Source organism: Bradyrhizobium liaoningense (genome assembly GCF_018130825.1).
In the GTDB taxonomy this organism is placed as follows: Bacteria; Pseudomonadota; Alphaproteobacteria; order Rhizobiales; family Xanthobacteraceae; genus Bradyrhizobium; species Bradyrhizobium liaoningense_B.
Genome location: NZ_JAFCJS010000002.1, coordinates 773,017 through 791,870 on the forward strand (window position 1 = coordinate 773,017; position 18,854 = coordinate 791,870).

The 18,854-nt window shown below is 66.0% G+C and carries 18 protein-coding genes and 1 other RNA gene; 8 read left to right on the top strand and 11 right to left on the bottom strand.

The features are described 5' to 3' along the window. Nucleotides 1-104: 104 nt before the first annotated feature. An RNA gene (rnpB, locus tag JQ603_RS12010) (RNase P RNA component class A) lies at nt 105-583 on the top strand. Nucleotides 584-751: 168 nt separating this feature from the next. Here rnpB and JQ603_RS12015 read toward each other — a convergent pair. Together JQ603_RS12015 and JQ603_RS12020 are read right to left on the bottom strand one after the other, a co-directional pair. Then, nucleotides 752-1,465, bottom strand: coding sequence for an alpha/beta hydrolase (locus tag JQ603_RS12015; protein WP_212339673.1), 714 nt, complete (start codon nt 1,463-1,465; stop codon nt 752-754). 70 nt (nt 1,466-1,535) lie between these two features. Beyond that, entirely contained in the window at nt 1,536-1,964 is a 429-nt protein-coding gene (locus JQ603_RS12020) for a DUF983 domain-containing protein (protein WP_245003555.1), read from the bottom strand. 78 nt (nt 1,965-2,042) lie between these two features. Between JQ603_RS12020 and JQ603_RS12025 the strand changes: the two genes are divergently transcribed. Beyond that, complete coding sequence (locus tag JQ603_RS12025) at nt 2,043-3,413, top strand: PLP-dependent aminotransferase family protein (protein WP_212339674.1); 1,371 nt, start codon at nt 2,043-2,045, stop codon at nt 3,411-3,413. A gap of 4 nt (nt 3,414-3,417) precedes the next feature. Here JQ603_RS12025 and JQ603_RS12030 read toward each other — a convergent pair whose 3' ends face one another. Continuing rightward, complete coding sequence (locus JQ603_RS12030) at nt 3,418-3,678, bottom strand: hypothetical protein (protein ID WP_212339675.1); 261 nt, start codon at nt 3,676-3,678, stop codon at nt 3,418-3,420. 220 nt (nt 3,679-3,898) lie between these two features. Between JQ603_RS12030 and JQ603_RS12035 the strand changes: the two genes are divergently transcribed. Then, nucleotides 3,899-4,642 carry a sulfite exporter TauE/SafE family protein gene (locus tag JQ603_RS12035; protein WP_212339676.1) on the top strand — a complete coding sequence of 248 codons (744 nt, stop codon included), beginning with the start codon at nt 3,899-3,901 and terminating at the stop codon, nt 4,640-4,642. Nucleotides 4,643-4,690: 48 nt separating this feature from the next. Here JQ603_RS12035 and JQ603_RS12040 read toward each other — a convergent pair whose 3' ends face one another. The 4 genes from JQ603_RS12040 to JQ603_RS12055 all read right to left on the bottom strand — a co-directional run bounded on the left by JQ603_RS12040 (nt 4,691) and on the right by JQ603_RS12055 (nt 11,381). Then, nucleotides 4,691-6,097, bottom strand: a complete 1,407-nt coding sequence (locus JQ603_RS12040) for an MATE family efflux transporter (RefSeq protein ID WP_212339677.1) — start codon at nt 6,095-6,097, stop codon at nt 4,691-4,693. A gap of 53 nt (nt 6,098-6,150) precedes the next feature. Continuing rightward, the gene (locus tag JQ603_RS12045) at nt 6,151-7,950 is read right to left on the bottom strand and encodes an ABC transporter ATP-binding protein (RefSeq protein ID WP_212339678.1); all 1,800 of its coding nucleotides are present in this window, start codon (nt 7,948-7,950) and stop codon (nt 6,151-6,153) included. A 510-nt stretch (nt 7,951-8,460) separates the two neighbouring features. Beyond that, nucleotides 8,461-10,044 carry a DHA2 family efflux MFS transporter permease subunit gene (locus tag JQ603_RS12050; protein ID WP_212339679.1) on the bottom strand — a complete coding sequence of 528 codons (1,584 nt, stop codon included), beginning with the start codon at nt 10,042-10,044 and terminating at the stop codon, nt 8,461-8,463. Nucleotides 10,045-10,073: 29 nt separating this feature from the next. Further along, complete coding sequence (locus JQ603_RS12055; RefSeq protein WP_212339680.1) at nt 10,074-11,381, bottom strand: HlyD family secretion protein; 1,308 nt, start codon at nt 11,379-11,381, stop codon at nt 10,074-10,076. Nucleotides 11,382-11,575: 194 nt separating this feature from the next. Here JQ603_RS12055 and JQ603_RS12060 point away from each other — a divergent pair, with 194 nt between their 5' ends. Both JQ603_RS12060 and JQ603_RS12065 read left to right on the top strand, forming a co-directional pair. After that, entirely contained in the window at nt 11,576-12,211 is a 636-nt protein-coding gene (locus JQ603_RS12060; protein ID WP_212339681.1) for a TetR/AcrR family transcriptional regulator, read from the top strand. 54 nt (nt 12,212-12,265) lie between these two features. After that, nucleotides 12,266-12,607, top strand: coding sequence for a DUF6665 family protein (locus JQ603_RS12065; protein WP_212339682.1), 342 nt, complete (start codon nt 12,266-12,268; stop codon nt 12,605-12,607). A gap of 6 nt (nt 12,608-12,613) precedes the next feature. Here the strand turns inward: JQ603_RS12065 and JQ603_RS12070 are convergent, their stop codons facing one another. Together JQ603_RS12070 and JQ603_RS12075 are read right to left on the bottom strand one after the other, a co-directional pair. Continuing rightward, nucleotides 12,614-13,195, bottom strand: a complete 582-nt coding sequence (locus JQ603_RS12070; protein WP_212339683.1) for a histidine phosphatase family protein — start codon at nt 13,193-13,195, stop codon at nt 12,614-12,616. A gap of 102 nt (nt 13,196-13,297) precedes the next feature. Continuing rightward, a complete protein-coding gene (locus tag JQ603_RS12075) occupies nt 13,298-14,500 on the bottom strand; it encodes an extensin-like domain-containing protein (protein ID WP_212339684.1) in 1,203 nt (400 codons plus the stop codon). 42 nt (nt 14,501-14,542) lie between these two features. Between JQ603_RS12075 and JQ603_RS12080 the strand changes: the two genes are divergently transcribed. Beyond that, nucleotides 14,543-14,776: a hypothetical protein gene (locus JQ603_RS12080; protein WP_212339685.1), complete on the top strand. Its 234-nt coding sequence runs from the start codon at nt 14,543-14,545 to the stop codon at nt 14,774-14,776. A 73-nt stretch (nt 14,777-14,849) separates the two neighbouring features. Here the strand turns inward: JQ603_RS12080 and JQ603_RS12085 are convergent, their stop codons facing one another. Together JQ603_RS12085 and JQ603_RS38420 are read right to left on the bottom strand one after the other, a co-directional pair. Continuing rightward, nucleotides 14,850-15,182, bottom strand: a complete 333-nt coding sequence (locus tag JQ603_RS12085) for a hypothetical protein (RefSeq protein WP_212339686.1) — start codon at nt 15,180-15,182, stop codon at nt 14,850-14,852. A gap of 134 nt (nt 15,183-15,316) precedes the next feature. Further along, nucleotides 15,317-15,784, bottom strand: coding sequence for a DUF2147 domain-containing protein (locus JQ603_RS38420; RefSeq protein WP_349630732.1), 468 nt, complete (start codon nt 15,782-15,784; stop codon nt 15,317-15,319). Nucleotides 15,785-16,399: 615 nt separating this feature from the next. Between JQ603_RS38420 and JQ603_RS12095 the strand changes: the two genes are divergently transcribed. Together JQ603_RS12095 and JQ603_RS12100 are read left to right on the top strand one after the other, a co-directional pair. Continuing rightward, entirely contained in the window at nt 16,400-17,137 is a 738-nt protein-coding gene (locus JQ603_RS12095) for a DUF2147 domain-containing protein (RefSeq protein WP_212339688.1), read from the top strand. Between the two features lie 186 nt (nt 17,138-17,323). Next, entirely contained in the window at nt 17,324-18,724 is a 1,401-nt protein-coding gene (locus JQ603_RS12100; protein ID WP_212339989.1) for a FecR family protein, read from the top strand. The last annotated feature ends 130 nt before the right edge of the window (nt 18,725-18,854 follow it).

Below are 18,854 nucleotides of genomic sequence, written 5' to 3' on the forward strand. Positions count from 1 at the left end.
GGGGCGCGCTCCAAACGACATCTTCAGGATAAATTATTTTCGAGAACGCGTGCGCGGCGATCTCGGCTTGACGGAACCGTCACAAATGCTCCATGCGTTATCAGTCAGTCGGCCGGACGGCCGCTCCGGCAGGTGCCGAAAGGCCGCCGGGGAGGAAAGTCCGGGCTCCCTTGACATGCGGTGCCGGATAACATCCGGCGGGGGCAACCCCAGGGAAAGTGCCACAGAGAACGAACCGCCCGCCTTCGCCCTTTGGGCTTCGGCGAGGCAGGCCCGCCGGGCTTGCCACGTCGTAGCAGCGCAAGCTGCGTAGACGGGTAAGGGTGAAAAGGTGCGGTAAGAGCGCACCGCGGCGCCGGCAACGGGGCCGGCATGGTAAACCCCACCGGGAGCAAAACCGAATAGGGACGGCGTAGCGGGCTGTTCGCGAAAGCGATAACGCCGCGGGGCGATGTCAGGCCCGCCGTCCGGGTAGGTTGCTCGAGGCCATGTGCAAACATGGTCCCAGAGGAATGGCCGTCACGTATCGTTCGCGCAAGCGGGCGGTGCCCTACAGAACCCGGCTTACAGGCCGGCTGATATCTTGCAACGAGGGGTTCGATGCTGACCGCATCGGACCCCTCACCATTTTTGGGCACGCTGTCATTCCGGGGCTCGCGAAGCGAGAACCCGGAATCCATCGGGCGGCAGAGACGGAGGAGAAATGGATTCCGGGTTCGTGCTGCGCACGCCCCGGAATGACGAGCGTGGGCTACGCCACGATCTCGTTCAACACGCCCATCAACGCCTCCGGCGCCGTGACGTTCGGCGCGTGGCTGGCGTCGAGCTCGAAATAGCGCCAGCCGTCCTCGTTCTTCGTGCGCTTGGCAAACTGCCCGAACACATCGCCCGGCGGAATGCGCGTGCAATAGATGTAGCTGCGCGGCATCGCCGGCTCGCCGCGGTCCAACCTCAACTTCGTCTCGAAGCATTTGAGCGGCATGTTGATGCGGCGCGCATTGAGCCAGTCGAGATCGGCCTGCGGCGTATCCGGCGGCGGCGGGTTCGGCGGGATGCGATAGCCGTCGCCGGACGCGGCCGCCTTTCGCATCGGCACGCGGCCGGCCTCGTTGAGGTCGAACAGAGACTGGCCATCGCGCGGCACGAAGGCATCGAGATAGATCAGCTGCGTCACGCGTTCGCGCGCGCGGTCTGCGATGCCGGTCGCGACCATGCCGCCATAGCTGTGGCCGAGCAGCACGATGTCGCGGAGATCCTCGAAGGCGATGACGTTGAGGATGTCCTGGATATGCGTCTCGAGATCGATCGCGGCATTGGCGAGATGCGCGCGCTCACCGAGACCGGTGTAAGTCGGCGCCACCAGGTGGTGGCCCGCCTGCGCCATCAGCGGGTGCATCTTCTTCCAGGCCCATCCGCCCGACCACGCGCCATGACAGAGCAGAAAAGTCTTTGCGCGTGCGGCCATCGGCGTTTCCATCGTTCTTGTTTGCTACGACGGAGTGTAACGACCACACGCGCGATGTAAACGCGCCGCTTCAGGCGGTGCGCGTATTCACTTTTGCGAGGACGAGCGCACCGGCCTCGCGCCGGAGCTTGCTCGCCTCAAAGCCATGCATGCCGATCTGCCATTGCAGGCCGACGATGGCGCCCTTGGTCGGTTGCAGCAACGCAAGCGAAGCGAACAGTGTTACCGGCAGCCACACGGCCAATTGCAGCCAGATCGGCGGCGCGTAGGCGGTCTCGATTGCGAGGATCGCAGGCACGACGAGGTGACCGACGACGACCATCACCAGATAGGCCGGAAAATCATCGGCGCGCTGGTGAAACAGTTCTTCACCGCAATGATCGCAGGTGTCGGCTACTTTCAGGAAGCGGCCGAACATATGTCCTTCGCCGCAGTTCGGGCACTTGCCCAAGAAGCCGCGCCACATTGCCTTCGTGAGAGAGACTGAACCGGTTGCCATGACCGCACCTCTTCCGTTTTGCTGATCCATACAATAATATCCTGCATCCATACATTCAAAGAATATGGCCTAAATTGCATGGATTGGACCCCTACAATCTCGGAGCTGAGCGGGCCGCGCTACCAGCGCATCGTCGAGGCCATGGAGGCCGACATCGCCGCAGGCCGGCTGGTGCGCGGCCAGCAATTGCCGACGCAGCGCGCGCTGGCCAAGGCGCTTGGCATCGACCTCACCACCGTGACGCGCGCCTACACCGAGGCGCGGCGCCGCGGCATCATGGAGGCCCGCGTCGGACAGGGGTCGTTCGTGTCGGAGACCAGCGCGCGGCGCGCGGTCGACCTGCCGCATCCGGTCGCGATCGACCTCTCGATGAACGTACCGCCGCATCCACTCGAAGCGCAGCTCGACGAGCGCATCGTCGCGGGACTGGAGACGCTGCGCGCGCAATCGGGCCTGACCGCGTTCCTCAACTATCAGCCGCCCGGCGGCAGCGCGCATGAGCGCGAGGTCGCGGCGCGCTGGATGCGGTCACGCGTCCCGCACGCACACGCCGACAGGCTCGTGATCTTTCCCGGCACGCAGACGATCCTACTCAACCTGCTCGCGCACCTTGCGCGTCCTGGCGACGTCGTGCTGACGGAAGCGCTCACCTTCCCCGGCATCAAGGCCGCCGCCGCGCGGCTCGGCGTCAAGCTCGTCGGCGTCGCGATGGACGAGGACGGCATCCTGCCCGATGCGCTGGCAAAGGCCTGCCGCACGCACAGGCCCAAGGCCGTCTATCTCATCCCGACGCTGCACAATCCGACCACCGCGACGCTTCCTCCCGAGCGGCGCAGCGCCATCGCCAAGATTATCCGCGACCTCGATACGATCCTGATCGAAGACGACGCCTACGGGCTGCTCGATCGCTCGGCATCGCCGATCGCGAACCTCGTTCCGGAGCGGACTTATCTCGCAACCACGCTGTCAAAATGCATCGCGCCGGCGCTGCGCATCGCCTATCTGGTGACGCCTGACGGCGACACGCAGCTTCAGATGCGCGGCCATTTGCAGGCTACCGTGCAGATGCCGGCGCCGCTGATGGTCGCGTTGGTGACGCACTGGATCGAGACCGGCATCGCCGACCGCATCATCACCGCCATCCGCAACGAGGCGGTCGGCCGCCAACAGCTTGCGCAGCGCGCACTGAAAGGCTTTCAATTCCTCGCCAGGCCTGCGGCGCATCATCTGTGGCTGCGGCTGCCGGAGGGACGCCCCGACGTCGCGGCGCATCTCTTACGGAATGGACTCGCGATCGTGGCCGGCGATGCCTTTGCAGTCGACGGGACACCGCCGCACGCGGCGCGCGTCTCGCTCGGCGCAGCGCGTAACAGGGCGGAGTTGACCGAGGCGCTGCGCATCCTGGTCGGCGCGCTGCACAAGCCCGCCGACACCAGGCAGATCGTCTAGACTCTTATTGATGATGACGACGGTGGCGTGGCCGAACGACCGGTGCAACGCCTGCAGGATAAGCCGCGTAGGCCTCGCTCGGGGCCACGGCCTCGCCACGGGCGGCGCGCCCCGCGGGCGTCAGCTGGCCGCCGTTCAGCACATCCCGATCCGGATGCGCGGCCTGAAAGGCCGCGGGCTCGGAAAACTGCGCCTGCGCCATCGTCGGCATCAAGGCCGCCGCCGATAGCAGCCCGACCGCAACGACGATCTTCGTCCGGATCATGATCATGCTCCATCATCTCATCGGGGACAGTGCTGCGTCGCTTGCAACGGGTCCCCCAAATTGCCTTACGCGGGTCATGTAGGCGCCGCTTCGGCGAACGCCCGCCCCTGGGGATCACGCTTGCGTGCGGTTTTGAAATTGACCTTCCCGGCCGCATCTGTGCTATGCGCCGGATGACGATCAACCGTTCGAGATCGCCGCTAACGACAGGAAATGACAGGTGGAAGCGTCTACTTACGCGCTGCTGCTGTTCGGCGCGCTGGCCGGCGGCTTCGTTTCGGGGCTGGCCGGGTTTGGCACGGCGCTGATGGCGCTCGGGATCTGGCTCTACGTCCTGCCGCCCTCGCTCGCGGTGCCGCTGGTGCTGATCTGCTCGGTGATCGCGCAGACCTCGACGCTGCCGTCGATGTGGAAGAGTTTTGATCTCTCGCTGGTCTGGCCGTTCCTGATCGGCGGACTGATCGGCGTGCCGCTCGGGACCATGATGGTCGCCTCCGCCGATCCGAAAGTGTTCAAGCTGAGCGTCGGCGTGCTGTTGCTGATCTTTTCGACGGCGCTGTATCTGAACAAGCGGCCGCTCGCGATCAAGTTCGGCGGCCGCATCGCCGATGGCGCGATCGGTTTTGCCGGCGGCATTCTGGGCGGACTTGCCGGACTGTCGGGGCCGCTGCCGATCCTCTGGGCCAACATCCGCGGCTGGAACAAGCATGAGCGGCGCGGCATCTTCCAGCTCTTCAACTTCACGGTGCTCGCCACCGCGCTGGTGTTGCAGACCGCCTCTGGCCTCGTCGCCTTCAAGGTGGTCTGGCTCGCAGCTGTCGCCTTTCCCGGCACGCTGGTCGGCGCATGGGCCGGAGCGCGCGTCTATCATGCGCTGAGCGACAAGCACTTTGGCGATGTCGTACTCGGCCTCCTGTTCCTGTCGGGCCTCGGCCTCGTCTGGAACAGCATTGGCGCGCATTAGCCCCACGGCGCCGCAAACGAGCGGGAGCCGTGGGGAGCAGGTCAACCGCTACGCGGGCGCACGCGCAGGAGGCGCGACGGGCTCAGCTTTCACCGGCTCCGCAGCCTCGTCCTGCGGCAGCGGCGCGAAGCGCTTCCTGAACTCGCGGCGCAGGAGCCACAGGCTCATTGCAGCCTGGAGCGTGGTCGCCGCGATCGAGAGATACCAGACGTGCTCGATGCGGAAGCCTGGCCGTGTCGACAGCCAGATCGCCGGCAGCGAATAGGTGAACACGCGCGTCGCCGAGCTCAGCAGCACCGGCTTGGTGTTGCCGAGGCCCTGGAACATGCTCGAGCAGGTGAAGATCAGCCCCTGCGCCACCATGTTGAGCGAGATGATCCGCAGGAACAGGAAGGCGATCTCCATCGTCTCCCGATCGTTGGAGAATCCCGCGAGCAGAAGCTCCGGCTTCAACTGCGCGAGTGCCATGAAGCCGAGCGCCACGATGGTGGTGATCAGCGCCGACTTGACGAAGGTTTCCCGCACGCGCGCGCCGTTGCCGGCACCGACGTTCTGGCCGGCGATGGGTCCTGCCGCCAGCGCGACCGCGAGCGCCGGCATCTGGATCAGTCCGAGCACGCGCTGCCCGATGCCGAAGCCCGCCTGCGCCGCCGCGCCGAAATCGCGCAGCACGTAATAGACCACCGCCATGAAGATGAACATCATCGCGAACTCGCCGCCGGCCGGCAGGCCGACATTGAGGATGCGTTTCAAGTGGTGCGGTTGCGGACGCCACTGCGCCGGATTGAAGGCGACATAGCGCTCGACCTTGCGGAAATACGCCAGCAGCATCAGCACGCCCGCGACGACCGCGATCGAGCTCGCCAGCCCCGCGCCGGCGACGCCGAGCGCACGGCCCGTGCCCCAGCCCGAGATCAGCACCGGCGCCAGCGCGATGTTGATCGCGACCGCAAGTGTCTGCACCAGCATGACGGGCCGCACGATGCCGGTCGCGCGCAGCGCGGCCCCCATCACTTGCGTCGCGAATTGCAACGCGAGCGCCGGCATGAACCACAACAGGTAGGTGGTCCCGGCCTCGACCGTGGCCTGGTCCGCGGCGATCGAACGCATATAGAGGCGCGACAACGCGGCGCCCATGCCGAGGGTCAACAGACCGAACAGCACCGACAGCGCGATCGCCTGGTTGAAGATCAGGTTTGCATCCGGCCGATCCTTGCGTCCGACGGCATGCGCGATCAGCGCCACCGTGCCGACGCCGAGCACCTGCATCAGGGCGTTGATGAGGAAGCCGGCATTGCCGGCCGCAGCGACGCCCGCAACCGCGGCATCGCCGAGGCCGGAGACGAAGTACAGATCGACCAGCTGGCAGATCATGATCGTGATCATGCCGACCATGATCGGCGGTGCCATGGCCAGGATGTGTCTCACGATGGAGCCGTGCGTCAGGTCTTTCATCTCATTCCATCCTTAGGCCTCGTGACAGCGGGATTCGCCCGCTGCCACACACCTCATTCCGCTGCTGCGATCTGTCCGAGCTCCACCACCTGGCGCTCGAACAGGCCGCGATAGATGCCCCCCGGCTTGCCCGCGAGCAGAGCATGCGTGCCCTGCTCGACGATCTCGCCGCGGTCGAACACCAGGATCCGATCGAGACTCTTCACCGTCGACAGCCGGTGCGCGATCACGATCGAGGTGCGGCCTTTCATCAGCCGTTCCATCGCCTGCTGGATCAGCGCCTCCGATTCCGAATCGAGGCTCGACGTCGCCTCGTCCAGGATCAGCACGGGCGCATCCGCCAGGAATGCGCGCGCCAGCGCCACGCGCTGCCGCTCGCCGCCGGACAATTTCACGCCGCGCTCGCCGACGAGGGTGCCGTAGCCCTTGGGCAGACGCAGGATGAAGTCGTGCGCATTGGCCAGCCGCGCCGCCTGCTCGATTGCCTCGAGGCTGGCGCCGGGCCGGCCATAGGCGATGTTCTCGGCGAGCGAGCGGTGAAACAGGATCGGCTCCTGCTGCACGATCGCGATCTGGCTGCGCAGCGATTGCTGCGTTGCCAGCGCGATGTCCTGGCCGTCGATCAGCACGCGTCCATCAGTGACGTCGTAGAGCCGCTGCACCAGCTTGACGAAGGTGGTCTTGCCGGAGCCGGAGCGGCCGACGAGACCGACGCGTTCGCCGGCGCGGATCCTGACCGACAAGCCGTCGTACAGCGGCGCGCGATGACCGCCATAGTGGAACGTGACGTCGTCGAACACGATCTCGCCGCTCTCGATCGCGATCTGCCGCGCATTGGCCGCATCCGCAATCCCGATCGGCTCGTCATGGATCGCCACCAGTTCCTCCATGTCGTTGACCGAGCGCTGGAGGTTGTTGATGTGCATGCCGACGTCGCGCAAATAGGCGTGGATGACGTAATAGCTCGTCAGCACATAGGTGACGTCGCCCGGCGAAGCGTGCCCGGACATCCACAGCAGCACCGAGCCGCCGATCACGGACGCGCGCAGGCACAGCAGCAGCGACAGCTGCGCCATGGCCGTGTAGTTGTAGCGGAACCAGGTCCGCCGCACCCGCACGCGCCAGCGGCTGATGACACGGGCGAGCCGCGCATCTTCGCGCAGCTCTGCGCCGAAGGATTTCACCACGGCGTTGCATGTCAGTGCGTCCGCCAGCGTGCCGCCGACCTTGGTGTCCCAGGCATTGGAGACGCGCGCGGCCGGCGCGATGTAGCGGGTCGAGAACAGCACCGTCATCGCGACATAGACAAGCGCGCCGAGCGCGATCACCGCGCCGAGCGAGGCCCAGTGCACGCCGAGCAGGATCATCGACCCGATCAGCACGACCAGCGACGGCAGCAGCGCCAGCAGGATGGTGTCGTTGAGCAGATCGAGCGCCCACATGCCGCGCGTGATCTTGCGCACGGTGGAGCCGGCGAAGGAATTGGCGTGCCAATCGGTCGAGAAGCGCTGCACACGCGTGAAGGCATCCTGCGCGATCTCGGACATGAGCTTCAGCGTGAACGGCACGATCGCCTGCAGCCCTGCAAGCCGCAGCACCATCGAGGCCGCACCCAACGCCACGATGGCGGCGAACGCGACCAATGCGGCGTGGCGCGCGTCGGCATCCGACGGCCCGCGCGTCAGCGCATCGACCAGATGGCCCGAGAACACCGGCATGAACAGGTCGGCTGCGGTTGCCCCCAGCAGGCCGGTGACGATGGCGAGCGTCCGCCCCGGCTGCTTCAGCCAGTGCCTGAACACGAAGGGCAGCACCACGTATATCGCCGCGGGCTTTTTTGACAGAGCGGTCATGGCATCATCCGGCCGCTGCGCGCGGGCCGGCTCCATCGATGGACGCAAACCGGCCGCAAGGGCCGGGACGGCGTCACGTAAGACTGATCTTGACTTGGGAAGCGGAGCGATCGGGACGCCTGGTCGAAACCTTGGCCCAATCGAAGCTGGCGGAAGAGGCCTCTAACAGGCCGAGTACGTACCGAGCCAGAGCATCATCGAGCGCGGGCGTACGATCTGCGAATGCGACAAAATCATGCAAATCTCCCCGGTTCGATTGAATGAGGTGCGCTTTATAGATGTGTCGCGGGTGATTTGCAACGGTCCCCGCGCGAGATCACGGACGAGTGTTGCAATTTGGTGCGCGAGGTCTTGGCGCGCATCGTCGTCCCAACCTCCGCCGTCATGCCCCGGCTTGACCGGGGCATCCAGTACCCCGCAGCGGATGTGGTGAGAGCGAGGTCTCCAACGCCTGCCTCTGGAATACTGGGTCGCCCGGTCAAGCCGGGCGACGACACCTGTTGTGGAGCGTCAATGCGCGTCGCCACCGCCGGTCATTGCGGCCGGCTTGTTCAGCAGCGTGACCAGCAGGCTGAGGCCGAGATAGAACACCGTCAGCACGAAGAAGGCATCGCCAAAGCTCATCACCACGGCCTGGCGGTGCACGATCTGGCTGAGCTGCTTCATCGCCATCAGCGTGGAATCGCCGAGCCCCTGGAATTTCTGCTGGAGCATGGTCAGCGTTTCGGTCGCGGTGGCATTGCCCCAGGTCACGCGCTCCTGCAGACGCGTGATGTGCAAATCAGTGCGGTCGTTGAGCACGGTGTTGATGACGGCGAGGCCCACCGCGCCGCCGAGATTGCGCATCAAATTGAACAGGCCGCTCGCGTTCTTCACGCGGTCGGGCGCCAGCGTGCCGAGCGCGATGTTGTTGGTCGGCACCATCGCGAACATCATGCCGATGCCGCGCAGGATCTGCGGCACCAGCAGCTCGTAGAAATCGTAGTCGCGGGTGATCCAGGTCATCTGGTAGGAGCCGATCGCGAACACGATGAGGCCGAACGCGATCATGTAGCGCATGTCGATCTTCACCATGAGCCGGCCGACCAGCGGCGCGACCAGGAACATGGTGATGCCGGAGACGAACATGGTCTCGCCGATCATCAGCGCGCTGTAGCCACGCACCTCGGCGAGATAGCGCGGATAGATGTAGGTCAGGCCGTAGAGGCCGATGCCGATGCAGAACTGCAGCAGGCAGCCGATCGCGAAATTGCGGTTGGAGAAGGTGCGCAGATTGACGATAGGCTCGGCCGCCGTGAACACGCGCCAGAAGAAGGCGATCGCGGAGACCGCGCAGATCCAGGCGCAGATCGCCACGGAGGTGTCCTGCATCCATTCATGCTGCGGGCCTTCCTCCAGCACATATTCCAGCGTGCCGAGGAAGCCGGCCATGAACAACAGGCCCCACCAGTCGAAGCGGTCAAGCAGTTCGAAATGCGGCTCGTCGAAATCGACCAGCGCCAGCACGCCGACGGTGATGCCGATGCCCGGCACGACGTTGATGAAGAACAGCCAGTTCCACGACATCAGATCGGTGATGTAGCCGCCGACGGTCGGTCCGATGGTCGGCGCCAGCGTCGCGACGAGACCGATGATCGGGCCGACGATGTGGAATTTCGAGCGCGGGAACACGGTGTAGGCGGAGGCGAACACCGTCGGGATCATGCCGGCGCCGAGAAAACCCTGCAGCGCGCGCCAGAGGATCATCTCCTCGATCGTGGTGGCAAAGCCGCAGAGCAGGCTTGATGCCGTGAAGCCCGCCGCCGAGATCGCGAACAGCAGCCGTGTGCCGAAAGCGCGCGACAGGAAGCCTGATAGCGGGATCGCAATCACCTCGGCAATCAGATAGGCGGTCTGGACCCAGGCGACTTCGCTGGAGCTTGCCGACAATCCGGCCTGGATCTCACTGAGGGATGCCGAGACGATCTGGATGTCCAGGATCGACATGAACATCCCGAACACCATGATGATGAAGGCGAACAGCCGCTTCGGCGCGATGCGCTCCGAAGCGGGGTTCGCCGTCATGGCGGGTGAAGCGGTGGTGGCGGTGGCCATGGTCTGACCTCGCAGCGCTCAGCTTGCGGCTACTGCGGATGGATCGCGGTGGGATCGTCGAGATCGCCCTCGCTGTCGGCGTCGGCGGCGCCCTTGTTGGTGTCGACGGTCGCGTAGACCGACATGCCGGCGCGGAGCAGGTTCTGCTTTGCGACCGACTTCGGCACGCGGATGCGGACCGGCACGCGCTGCACGATCTTGGTGAAGTTGCCGGTGGCGTTGTCGGGCGGCAGCAGCGTGAACACCGAGCCCGCGCCCGCCGCGATGCTGTCGACCACGCCGGAGAACTTGCGCATGCCGTAGGCGTCGACCTTGATCGTCACCGGCTGGCCGGGACGAATGCGCTTGAGCTGCGTCTCCTTGAAGTTGGCGTCGATATAGACGTCATCGAGCGGCACGACGTTGCCGAGCCTCTGGCCGACCGCGACGAAGTCGCCGGCGTTGACCAGGCGGTTGGAGAACGTGCCATCGACCGGCGCGCGCACCGCGGTGAAGGCGAGATCGCGCTCGGCCTTGGCGAGCGAGGTCTTGAGCTCGGCGAGCTGCGCCTGCGCTTCGGCCTGCTGCGCCTTGGCGACGTCCACATTGCTGACCGCGACGTCATAGGCGGCCTGCGCGGCCTTGACGGCGGCGGCGCCCTGGTCGCGTCCGGCTTCCGAGCTCTCGAAGGTGGCGCGCGAGGCAAAGCCCTTGCTGCTCAGCGCCTGCTGGCGCTCATAGTCGAGATCCGCGCGCTTGAGGCCCGCTTCCGCGGAGACGAGCTGCGCCTTGGCCTGCGCGACCTGGCTGTCGAGGGCTGCGACCTGGCGGCCGATGCGATCGATGGTCGCCTGCTGGGTCGCGATCTTCGTCGCCGCGGCATCGACGGCGATCTTGTAGTCGCCGTCGTCGATGCGGAGGATGACGTCGCCGGCGCGCACCGTCGTGTTGTCGCCGGCGAGGATCGAGGAGATGTGGCCGGACACGCGAGCGCCGAGCATGGTGTTGTTGGCGCGGACATAGGCGTCGTCGGTGGAGATGTAGAAGCGGCCGACCAGCGTGTAATAGCCGGCATAGCTCGCAGCCGCGAGCGCCAGCACGAGACCGACGCCCATCAGGACGAATTTGCGCTTGCCGGATTTCGGCGCGCCGGCAGCGGGGGCGTCCGGCGCTGCGGCCGGCTTGTCGGTCACGGGCTTCTCCGGCGCCTCGCTGCGGCGCTTGGTTTCCTCGGCCACGTGGGAGCGCAACTGGTCGGCAAGGGCCGCGGGCGTCTCGGCCGCAGCTTCATCGTTCGCCGACGTCTCCACCGTTTCCTGGCGAATGACGCGCGCAGCCTGGTCTCTCGATACGGCCATAACGGCCTCCCCAAAAAAGCACGACCAAGGACGACCGTCCTGCAGCCGGTTCCTTTCGCTCATATCAGATATCATTGACCGAACGGTTCGGTCAATATACATATTATCTCGGGTCGGGACCCTACTGGCCCGAATCTTTATTTGCGTTTCATAGTTCGGTACCTCGTCCAGAAACCTTCCGAGACCCTGAACCAATGGTTGTAGCTGCCAGCGAACGTCTCCACGTCATCCAGGACGAGGACAGCTCCAAGCGCCGCCAGATCCTCGACGGCGCCCGCAAGGTGTTCATGGATCTCGGGTTCGACGGCGCCAGCATGGGCGAGATCGCGCGTGCCGCGCAGGTCTCCAAGGGCACGCTCTACGTCTACTTCGCCGACAAATGCGCGCTGTTCGAAGCCATCCTCGAGCAGGAGGCGCTCCAGCACGGCCAGGTCGTGTTCAATTTCGATCCGGTGCGCGATGCCGAGACCACGCTGAAGGATTTCGGCCGGGCCTACATCCACCTGCTGTGCCGGCCCGGCGGCGGATCAGCGATCCGCACCGTGATGGCGATCGCCGAGCGCATGCCCGATGTCGGCCGCCGCTACTATGCGCGGGTGCTGGACAAGACCATCAACCGCCTCTCCGATTATCTCAAAACCCATGTCGCCTCCGGCGATCTCAGGATCGACGATTGCGACCTTGCGGCCTCGCAGTTCATGGAACTGTGCAAGGCTTCGCTGTTCCTGCCCTTCGTCTTCCAGGCCGCGCCCGCGCCGTCGGAAGAGCGCATGACCGAGGTGGTCGACAGCGCGACGCGGATGTTCCTGGCGGCCTATCAAGCGAAATAGCAGCGAGCGGCCGACGCGTTGCGCAGGCCGCTTCCGCGGCATTATATTTGCGGCATGTCCCGTGATCTTCGCCCGCCTGTCGATATCCTCCATTACGAGATCGTCCAGGAACAGGCCTCGGCGCTTGGTCGGATGGGCCGCACGCTCGAACAGGCACTGGCGCGTTTGCGCGAGTTCGACACCGCTCACGCCGCCACGGGGACACCGGCCTCGATGCAGCCGGCGCGGCGCAAGCTGGTGATGGAAGCCGGCCAGGCGCTCTGGATGTTCGTGGTGCAACGTGAGGCGACCGGCCTGCGCGACAGCCGCCATATCATGCGCACCTACAACGTCCCGGCCGAGGTGCAGCGCTGCATGGGGCTGGCTCCTGCGCCGTCGAAGCCGGCTGCGACGTAACTCTCGCTACGCCCCGATCTCTTCCATCCTGCGCCAGCCGTGCAAGATCTGCCGCCCCTCGCGTGCGAACGCGAAGACGTGCCCGCCGCCGGCGGGCTGATCGTAGGCGCGATCGATGGGATGGCCGGCATAGTGGCAGAACAGCAGCGTGCCGACCGCGCCGTGGCCGACGAAAAGAACGTCGCCGGGACGGTCGCGCGCCAGCACCGTTTCCGCCTCGCGCACGATGCGCGCCTGCGCATCCACGGCGCGCTCCCAGCCGCGGACGCTGAGATGAGGCTCCGCGAAGAACTGGTCGGCGACCGTCTCGAACTCGGCCGGCTTCAGGAAGCCGGTCGCCGAGCGGTCGTTCTCATGCATGGCTTCTCGGGTCTCGATCATGAGGCCGAGCCGGCCGGCGATGATCTCCGCGGTCTCGATCGCCTTGCGTTCGCCGCTCGCGACGATCTGCGTGATGCTTGCGAGCGAGCTTGCATTCGCCAAAGCTTCGGTGCGCGCACGCCCGATCGGACTGAGGCCCCATTGCGGCACGGGCACATCAGGCCGGATCTGCACCTGCGGGTGAGTGAGATAGCGGACGATGGGCATTTCGATTGACGCAACCGTAGCCCGCATGAGCGCAGCGATATGCGGGAAGCCTGTCCCGGATATCGCTGCGCTCACCCGGGCTACAAGAGAAGCTGCCTCCGGCTAATCGTCGGCGTAGTCATCCTCTTCCTGCTTGCGCGTGCTCTTGCGCGTTCCGAGCGAACCCGTGACATAGGGATCGCGCCTGCCCGCGTAGGGATTGCGCTGCTGAGCGCGGCCGGCGACCTCTTCGCCCGACACCGCGGCCGGCTGGCAGATCAGGCGGCGGCTGGCGCGGCGCATCAGATCGACGTGGATGTGATCGTAGTGATAGACGTTCGAGCCCGGCGCCAGCACCGTGGTGAAATGCGCGCACGCGCCCGACTGCACGTCGCGCAGAAAACCCTGCTCTTCCGGCATGCCGCGCCAGCCATCCTTCACGGTGACGCGGCGGCCGTCGGCGAGCACGAAGGCGGAGATGTCGAGCGCGTTGCCGAAGGCGTGCTCGGAGATGTGGGCGTGCGGATTGCCGTTCATGCCGCGGCAGGAATAGGCGGAGATCTGCTTGATCTCGGCGACGCGGGCGCCGAACCAGCGCATCGCCGACGGCTGCACGGTGTCGGCGAGCCAGCGGTCGAGCTCGGACACGATCGGACAGGCCAGCGTCGCGGTCGGCTTGATCGCGACGGGGCCGACGGCGGTGACGGGATTGCCCTGCGCGGGACCAAGGCGCGGCAGCGGCTGCTGGGCCGGCGGCTGCGAATAAGGCGCGGCCGATCGCGCCGGATAGCTCGGCGCATTCATGTAGCGCGCCGCACCCGCGGCATCGGTGCCCTCGGGCGGCAGGTCGATCTCGTCCTCCTGCGGCGCGACGCCGGGCGCGTTCAGCGACATCGGCCCGGACGAGGCGCCATAACCGGACGGCTGGCGCACCGCGCTCTCGGGATAGGTCGACCGCTGCGGATAGGACGATGCCGGATAATTCTGGCTCTGCGGGTAGTTCGACTGCGGCTGCACCGGCCAGCGCGGCTGGTTGCCGATGCTGCCGGGCGGGCGCAACGTCTCGTCGGCGAAACCATAGGTACTCGAGGCTTCGCCGATGGCGGCGACCTTGAGCGGAAACTCCGCGCCGCAGCTGCCCGGCCCGGAGATCGGGTCGATGCGGACGAGATCCGGTCCCTCTTTCACCGCGCCTGATTTCATGCATGCGGCCTCGGCCTCGGCCCGCCATGGTTCACGTTCGGCCTGGAAGAAGCCGCGTCCGCAACCCGCTAGCGAAACAAGGACGATGGAGCCGACGAGATACAAACGAACTCCGCGCGTCATGCACGCACGTTCGGTGAATTTACTTAAAGACTCTTCAACACGTTGATTTCAGTGTTCTTTAACCATACCGGGCGCGATCGGCGCCGGTTGCTGCCGAAGACGAGCGACAGCAAGGCTGACTTTTTCGAAAAGAGACTTTCTGTTAACCATAAGGGCTGCGCGCCAAACGGCGCGCATGGAGGAAGCGACCTCATGACGTTCGCCGGGAGACTGAGCGTAGTCACCGCGTACCTCGCCATGGCCTTTGTCGCCGCCATCGTGCTCGGCATGATCTAGGGATTTCATCGACGGTACCGCGGGCTTGCCCGGCTGGACGCATCGCGCAGCCGCAGCATGTCGACGTGGCCCATCAGAAATTCGAGCACTCCGAACCCGTGATGCCGCCGATCTTGAAGTCGCGACACATCATGCCGGGATTGTCAGGGTCGGGATAGCGATCGTCCTTCTCGCGACGCGTGTGGCTGAAGCGCCAGCCGCGCGAACGCATGCAGCGCTTGTATTGTGCCGATGTCGCCGTGCCGTTCTGCGGCGCGCCAACTTGCGCATCACAGAACGCACTGTCGACATGCAGCGCATCGTCGCCGCGCTTCTGCTTCAGCACATTATTCCAGATGTCGGTGTCGGCGTGTGCCGAAATCGCGCTGCCGATCAGCAGCGCCGCTATGAGGCTGATGCGTTTCATGTCGGCTCTCCCTTGCACGTGTCGTCAGCCATCGGTCGCGTGCAAGACAGTCGCAGGTTCGGTGCAGGACGATTACAAATTGGACAGGACGACGCTGCCACCCTCCCCTGGAAGGGGGGAGGGTAAGCCAAACACTACGACCGCGCACCCCGCTGCCACGACGTCGTGACCATCTTCTCCTGCTGCTCCTCGACGCGCGTCCAGTCGTTGCCGGAGCACCAGAAGCGGCCGAGTGCGCAGGCCTCGACGTAAAGCCTGCCGGAGCTCTTCAGCGTCATCCTCGCATAATAGGCGTTGCCGCTGGCGCGGCTGTAGATGCTGCCGGTCCAGACGTCGTGCGATTTCGGCTTCATGTTGACGAGCACGCTCTCGCCGCGGTTCGACGTTTCGGTCAGCGCATAGCCGCACAGCGCGGGGCCGCAGCGCTCGATGCGGACCGTGCCCTTGGCGCCATCGCTCTCCCACTCGCCCAGCGGCAAATAGGTCGCCTCGTCGTCGCTGCGCTGTGCGATCGTTGTGCCCTGCGTGCTCTCGGCCCCAGTGGCAATCACCGGCGGCGCCACGCGCGGCGGATCGAGCGCGACGGCCTTCGGCGGATCCACGCGTTGCAGGTCAACCCGCGGCGGGGCGGGACTCGGCGCTTCAAGTCTTGCTGGCTCAGGTCTTGGCGCCGGCGGCGGCACAACGGGCTGCGAGGTCGTCGCGGCAAGGACGGGGGCGGTCGATGCCGGTGGTGGCGCGACCACAGCCGGCTGCGACGGCCGGACCGAAGCGGGCGGAGTGACCGGCTGCGGCGCCTGGACAATCGGCGCAGGCGGCGCGGGCGGTGTCCTGTTGACCTCTTCCGTCGTCCGAAGACTGCGGCTCGAAAACGAAACACAGGAGGTGGACCGGCAATTCCTGGGCGACTCGACCCGGAACCGGTGCCCGCCGATCGAGAAGGAATAGGAGCCGGCCTGGGCCGCCGGCGCAATCGCCGTCAGTGCGATCAATAGGCCAAGCGAAGTCGCAAGCCGCTGCATCGGCGCCTCCTGTCGTGTCGCGGCAAGGTTACGCGGGGCGAACCGCGGCTGAATGTGCGCTGGCTCACCCCGGCAGCGGCGGACCGTTGTGACGTCCGTCACGGAAGGCGGGACCGGCCCGGTTTAGGGTCGAACCACGCTTCATCCACCAACGACTTCAGTCCATCTCGGGACCGCGCAATTTCGGAGGTTGTCATGAACAAGCTCACCATCGCCGCCACCGCGCTCTTCCTCGCTTCGACCGCCGCCGCGCATGCCGGCAATTCGATCTCGTTCCAGATCGAGGGCCAGCACATCCGCATCGAGACGCCGCGCAACTGCGCCTCGCTCAACTGCGTGACCATCGTCGCCCCTGGCCTGTCGGATAAGCCGATCAAGCTGAACAACATCAACCTCAAGGGTCTCGGCGGCTCCAAGGACGATGACGTCGACACCACGCCGGCTCCGGCCACGACAACGCAGCCCGCGCCGGCTCCGGTGCAGCAGCAGCCCGCGCAGCAGGCGCCGGTTCAGGCGACCGCACCGGCAGCCCCCGTTGTTGCTCCCGCCGCGCCCGCGCCGACCGCCGCCGCGCCATCAGTCGATACGACGGCACAGCCCGCGCCTGTTGCAGCTCCGGCTCCGGTCGCTGCCGCGCCTGTGGCCGCCCCGAACTCGCCGATCGGCGTGTGGGCGACCGAAGAGAACAAGGGCAATGTCCGTGTCGAGCAGTGCGGCGCCAATCTCTGCGGCTACGCTGTGAAGTCCAACGAGCGCATCCTGATCAACATGAAGCCCGATGGTGCGAAGTGGAGCGGCCGCATCCACGATCCCGACTCCGGCCGCAACTACGACTCCACGATCGCGATGAAGGGCCCGAACGCGATGCGCGTGCAGGGCTGCGCCTTCGGCGGCATGTTCTGCGGCGGCCAGACCTGGAAGCGCGTGAGCTGACACCGAAGGCATTGCGGCTGACGAGCCTTCTTGTTCTTATGATGGCGCCACGTCCCTGACACCGGGACGTGGCGTTTGAACGTTCGCTCCTCCCGTGCGATAAATGTTCATCCGCCATTCAGCCTGATGTGGCTGATATCGGCCGATCTCGCCTCGCGTTCTCACCGGGACATCCTCGTGACTTCAATGGTGGCTTGGCGCCGCTTCGTGTTTGCTTTCCCGCTGCTGGCCTTGCCGCTGGCCGGCGCAAACTCCGCATATGCGTCCGACGCGATCGAGCTTGCGCAAGCACAGCCGCAGGCCCAGCCGACGCCCTCCCCGGCACCGTCAGCCTCGCCGACACCGGCCGCCGATGCCCAATCCACCGCCGTCGAGCCGATCGGCAACGTCGCCACCGTCACGGGGATCGCAACAGTGATCCGCGACAAGAACTCGTATCCGCTCAAGGTGCGCGACGACATCTATCTCAACGATATCGTGCAGACCTCGTCGAACTCCTCGCTCGGCATCACCTTCAACGATGCGACGACGTTCAACCTCTCCGCCAGCGCGAAGATCACCATCGACAATTACGTCTATGAGGACGGCGGCAAGCAGAATTCGGCGATCTTCGACATCGGCAAGGGCACGGTCGCCTTCGTTGCGGCTGCGGTGGCGAAGACCGGCGACATGAAGATCGCGACGCCGACCGCGACGCTCGGCATCCGCGGCACCACGGGCGTCGTCGACGTGCCCGAAAACGCGACTGCGAACACTGCGAATAACGTCAACATAAAACTCTATCCCGACGCCGACGGCCGGGTCGGCCACATCGAGGTCAACGACCGCTCTAGCGGCGCGCGGCTCGGCGCGCTGACGCAAGCCGCGAGCGGCTTTGCCATTCGTGCTGGCGCGGCTGGCGCCGGCATGCGCTTTGCGGCCGTGCCGATCACGATTCCCGCGCAGCAGATCGCACGCGACCGCGGCTTCGTCAGCCAGGTGCATCTGGCCCAGACCACGGGCCGGCAGATCGTGACCGAGCAGCGCGACTTCCGCCGCGCCAACCCGGCCGCGATCAGCCGCATTCCGCGGCCGGCGCAACCGCCGCAACAACAACAATTGCGGCCGAACGGCCAGCCCGGCCAGAACAACCGACCGGGCCAGCAGCAGCCGGGCACGCCGGGCCGCCAAGGCGCGCAACCGCCGCAGCGGCAGGGCCAGGGACAACAAGGCGGCACGGTGCAGCCGGGTGGCCAGCGCGCGGGTCAGGGGCAGCAGCAACAAGGTCAGCAGCAAGGCGCAGGACGTCCCGGTGCACCGCGCCCTGGACATGGCACGCCGCCCAATAGCGCGCCGCAAACCCAGCCTCAGCGCGGCGGACAGATTCCGTCCGGAGGAGTCGTGCCGTCGCAACCCGGCGGGACGCAGCAGCCTGGTCCGCGGCCGCAAACGCCGCGCACCGGCCTGCAGCCCGGCCAGCCGCCCGTGGCTCAACAGCCGGGCGTGCAACGCCAAGGCGGCTTCCAGCAACGAGTCCCGGGAGCCCAGCGCCCTGCAGCGCAGCGTAAACCAGCGCCAGCTCCGAAGGACAAGAATGAGCGGCGGTGAGCCTTCCTTCTCCCCTTACAAGGGGCGCGGGTGCAGCATCAACGCGGCGGCTCTCTCCTCCGTCATTGCGAGCGCAGCGAAGCAATCCAGAATCTTTCCGCGGAGGAACTCTGGATTGCTTCGCTACGCT

Coding starts and splice junctions, on each gene's coding strand:
- JQ603_RS12015 (WP_212339673.1), bottom strand. CDS start 1,465: ATGGCCGCACGCGCAAAGACTTTTCTGCTCTGTCATGGCGCGTGGTCG.
- JQ603_RS12020 (WP_245003555.1), bottom strand. CDS start 1,964: ATGGCAACCGGTTCAGTCTCTCTCACGAAGGCAATGTGGCGCGGCTTC.
- JQ603_RS12025 (WP_212339674.1), top strand. CDS start 2,043: ATGGATTGGACCCCTACAATCTCGGAGCTGAGCGGGCCGCGCTACCAG.
- JQ603_RS12030 (WP_212339675.1), bottom strand. CDS start 3,678: ATGATCCGGACGAAGATCGTCGTTGCGGTCGGGCTGCTATCGGCGGCG.
- JQ603_RS12040 (WP_212339677.1), bottom strand. CDS start 6,097: ATGAAAGACCTGACGCACGGCTCCATCGTGAGACACATCCTGGCCATG.
- JQ603_RS12045 (WP_212339678.1), bottom strand. CDS start 7,950: ATGACCGCTCTGTCAAAAAAGCCCGCGGCGATATACGTGGTGCTGCCC.
- JQ603_RS12050 (WP_212339679.1), bottom strand. CDS start 10,044: ATGGCCACCGCCACCACCGCTTCACCCGCCATGACGGCGAACCCCGCT.
- JQ603_RS12055 (WP_212339680.1), bottom strand. CDS start 11,381: ATGGCCGTATCGAGAGACCAGGCTGCGCGCGTCATTCGCCAGGAAACG.
- JQ603_RS12060 (WP_212339681.1), top strand. CDS start 11,576: ATGGTTGTAGCTGCCAGCGAACGTCTCCACGTCATCCAGGACGAGGAC.
- JQ603_RS12065 (WP_212339682.1), top strand. CDS start 12,266: ATGTCCCGTGATCTTCGCCCGCCTGTCGATATCCTCCATTACGAGATC.
- JQ603_RS12070 (WP_212339683.1), bottom strand. CDS start 13,195: ATGCCCATCGTCCGCTATCTCACTCACCCGCAGGTGCAGATCCGGCCT.
- JQ603_RS12075 (WP_212339684.1), bottom strand. CDS start 14,500: ATGACGCGCGGAGTTCGTTTGTATCTCGTCGGCTCCATCGTCCTTGTT.
- JQ603_RS12085 (WP_212339686.1), bottom strand. CDS start 15,182: ATGAAACGCATCAGCCTCATAGCGGCGCTGCTGATCGGCAGCGCGATT.
- JQ603_RS12095 (WP_212339688.1), top strand. CDS start 16,400: ATGAACAAGCTCACCATCGCCGCCACCGCGCTCTTCCTCGCTTCGACC.
- JQ603_RS12100 (WP_212339989.1), top strand. CDS start 17,324: ATGGTGGCTTGGCGCCGCTTCGTGTTTGCTTTCCCGCTGCTGGCCTTG.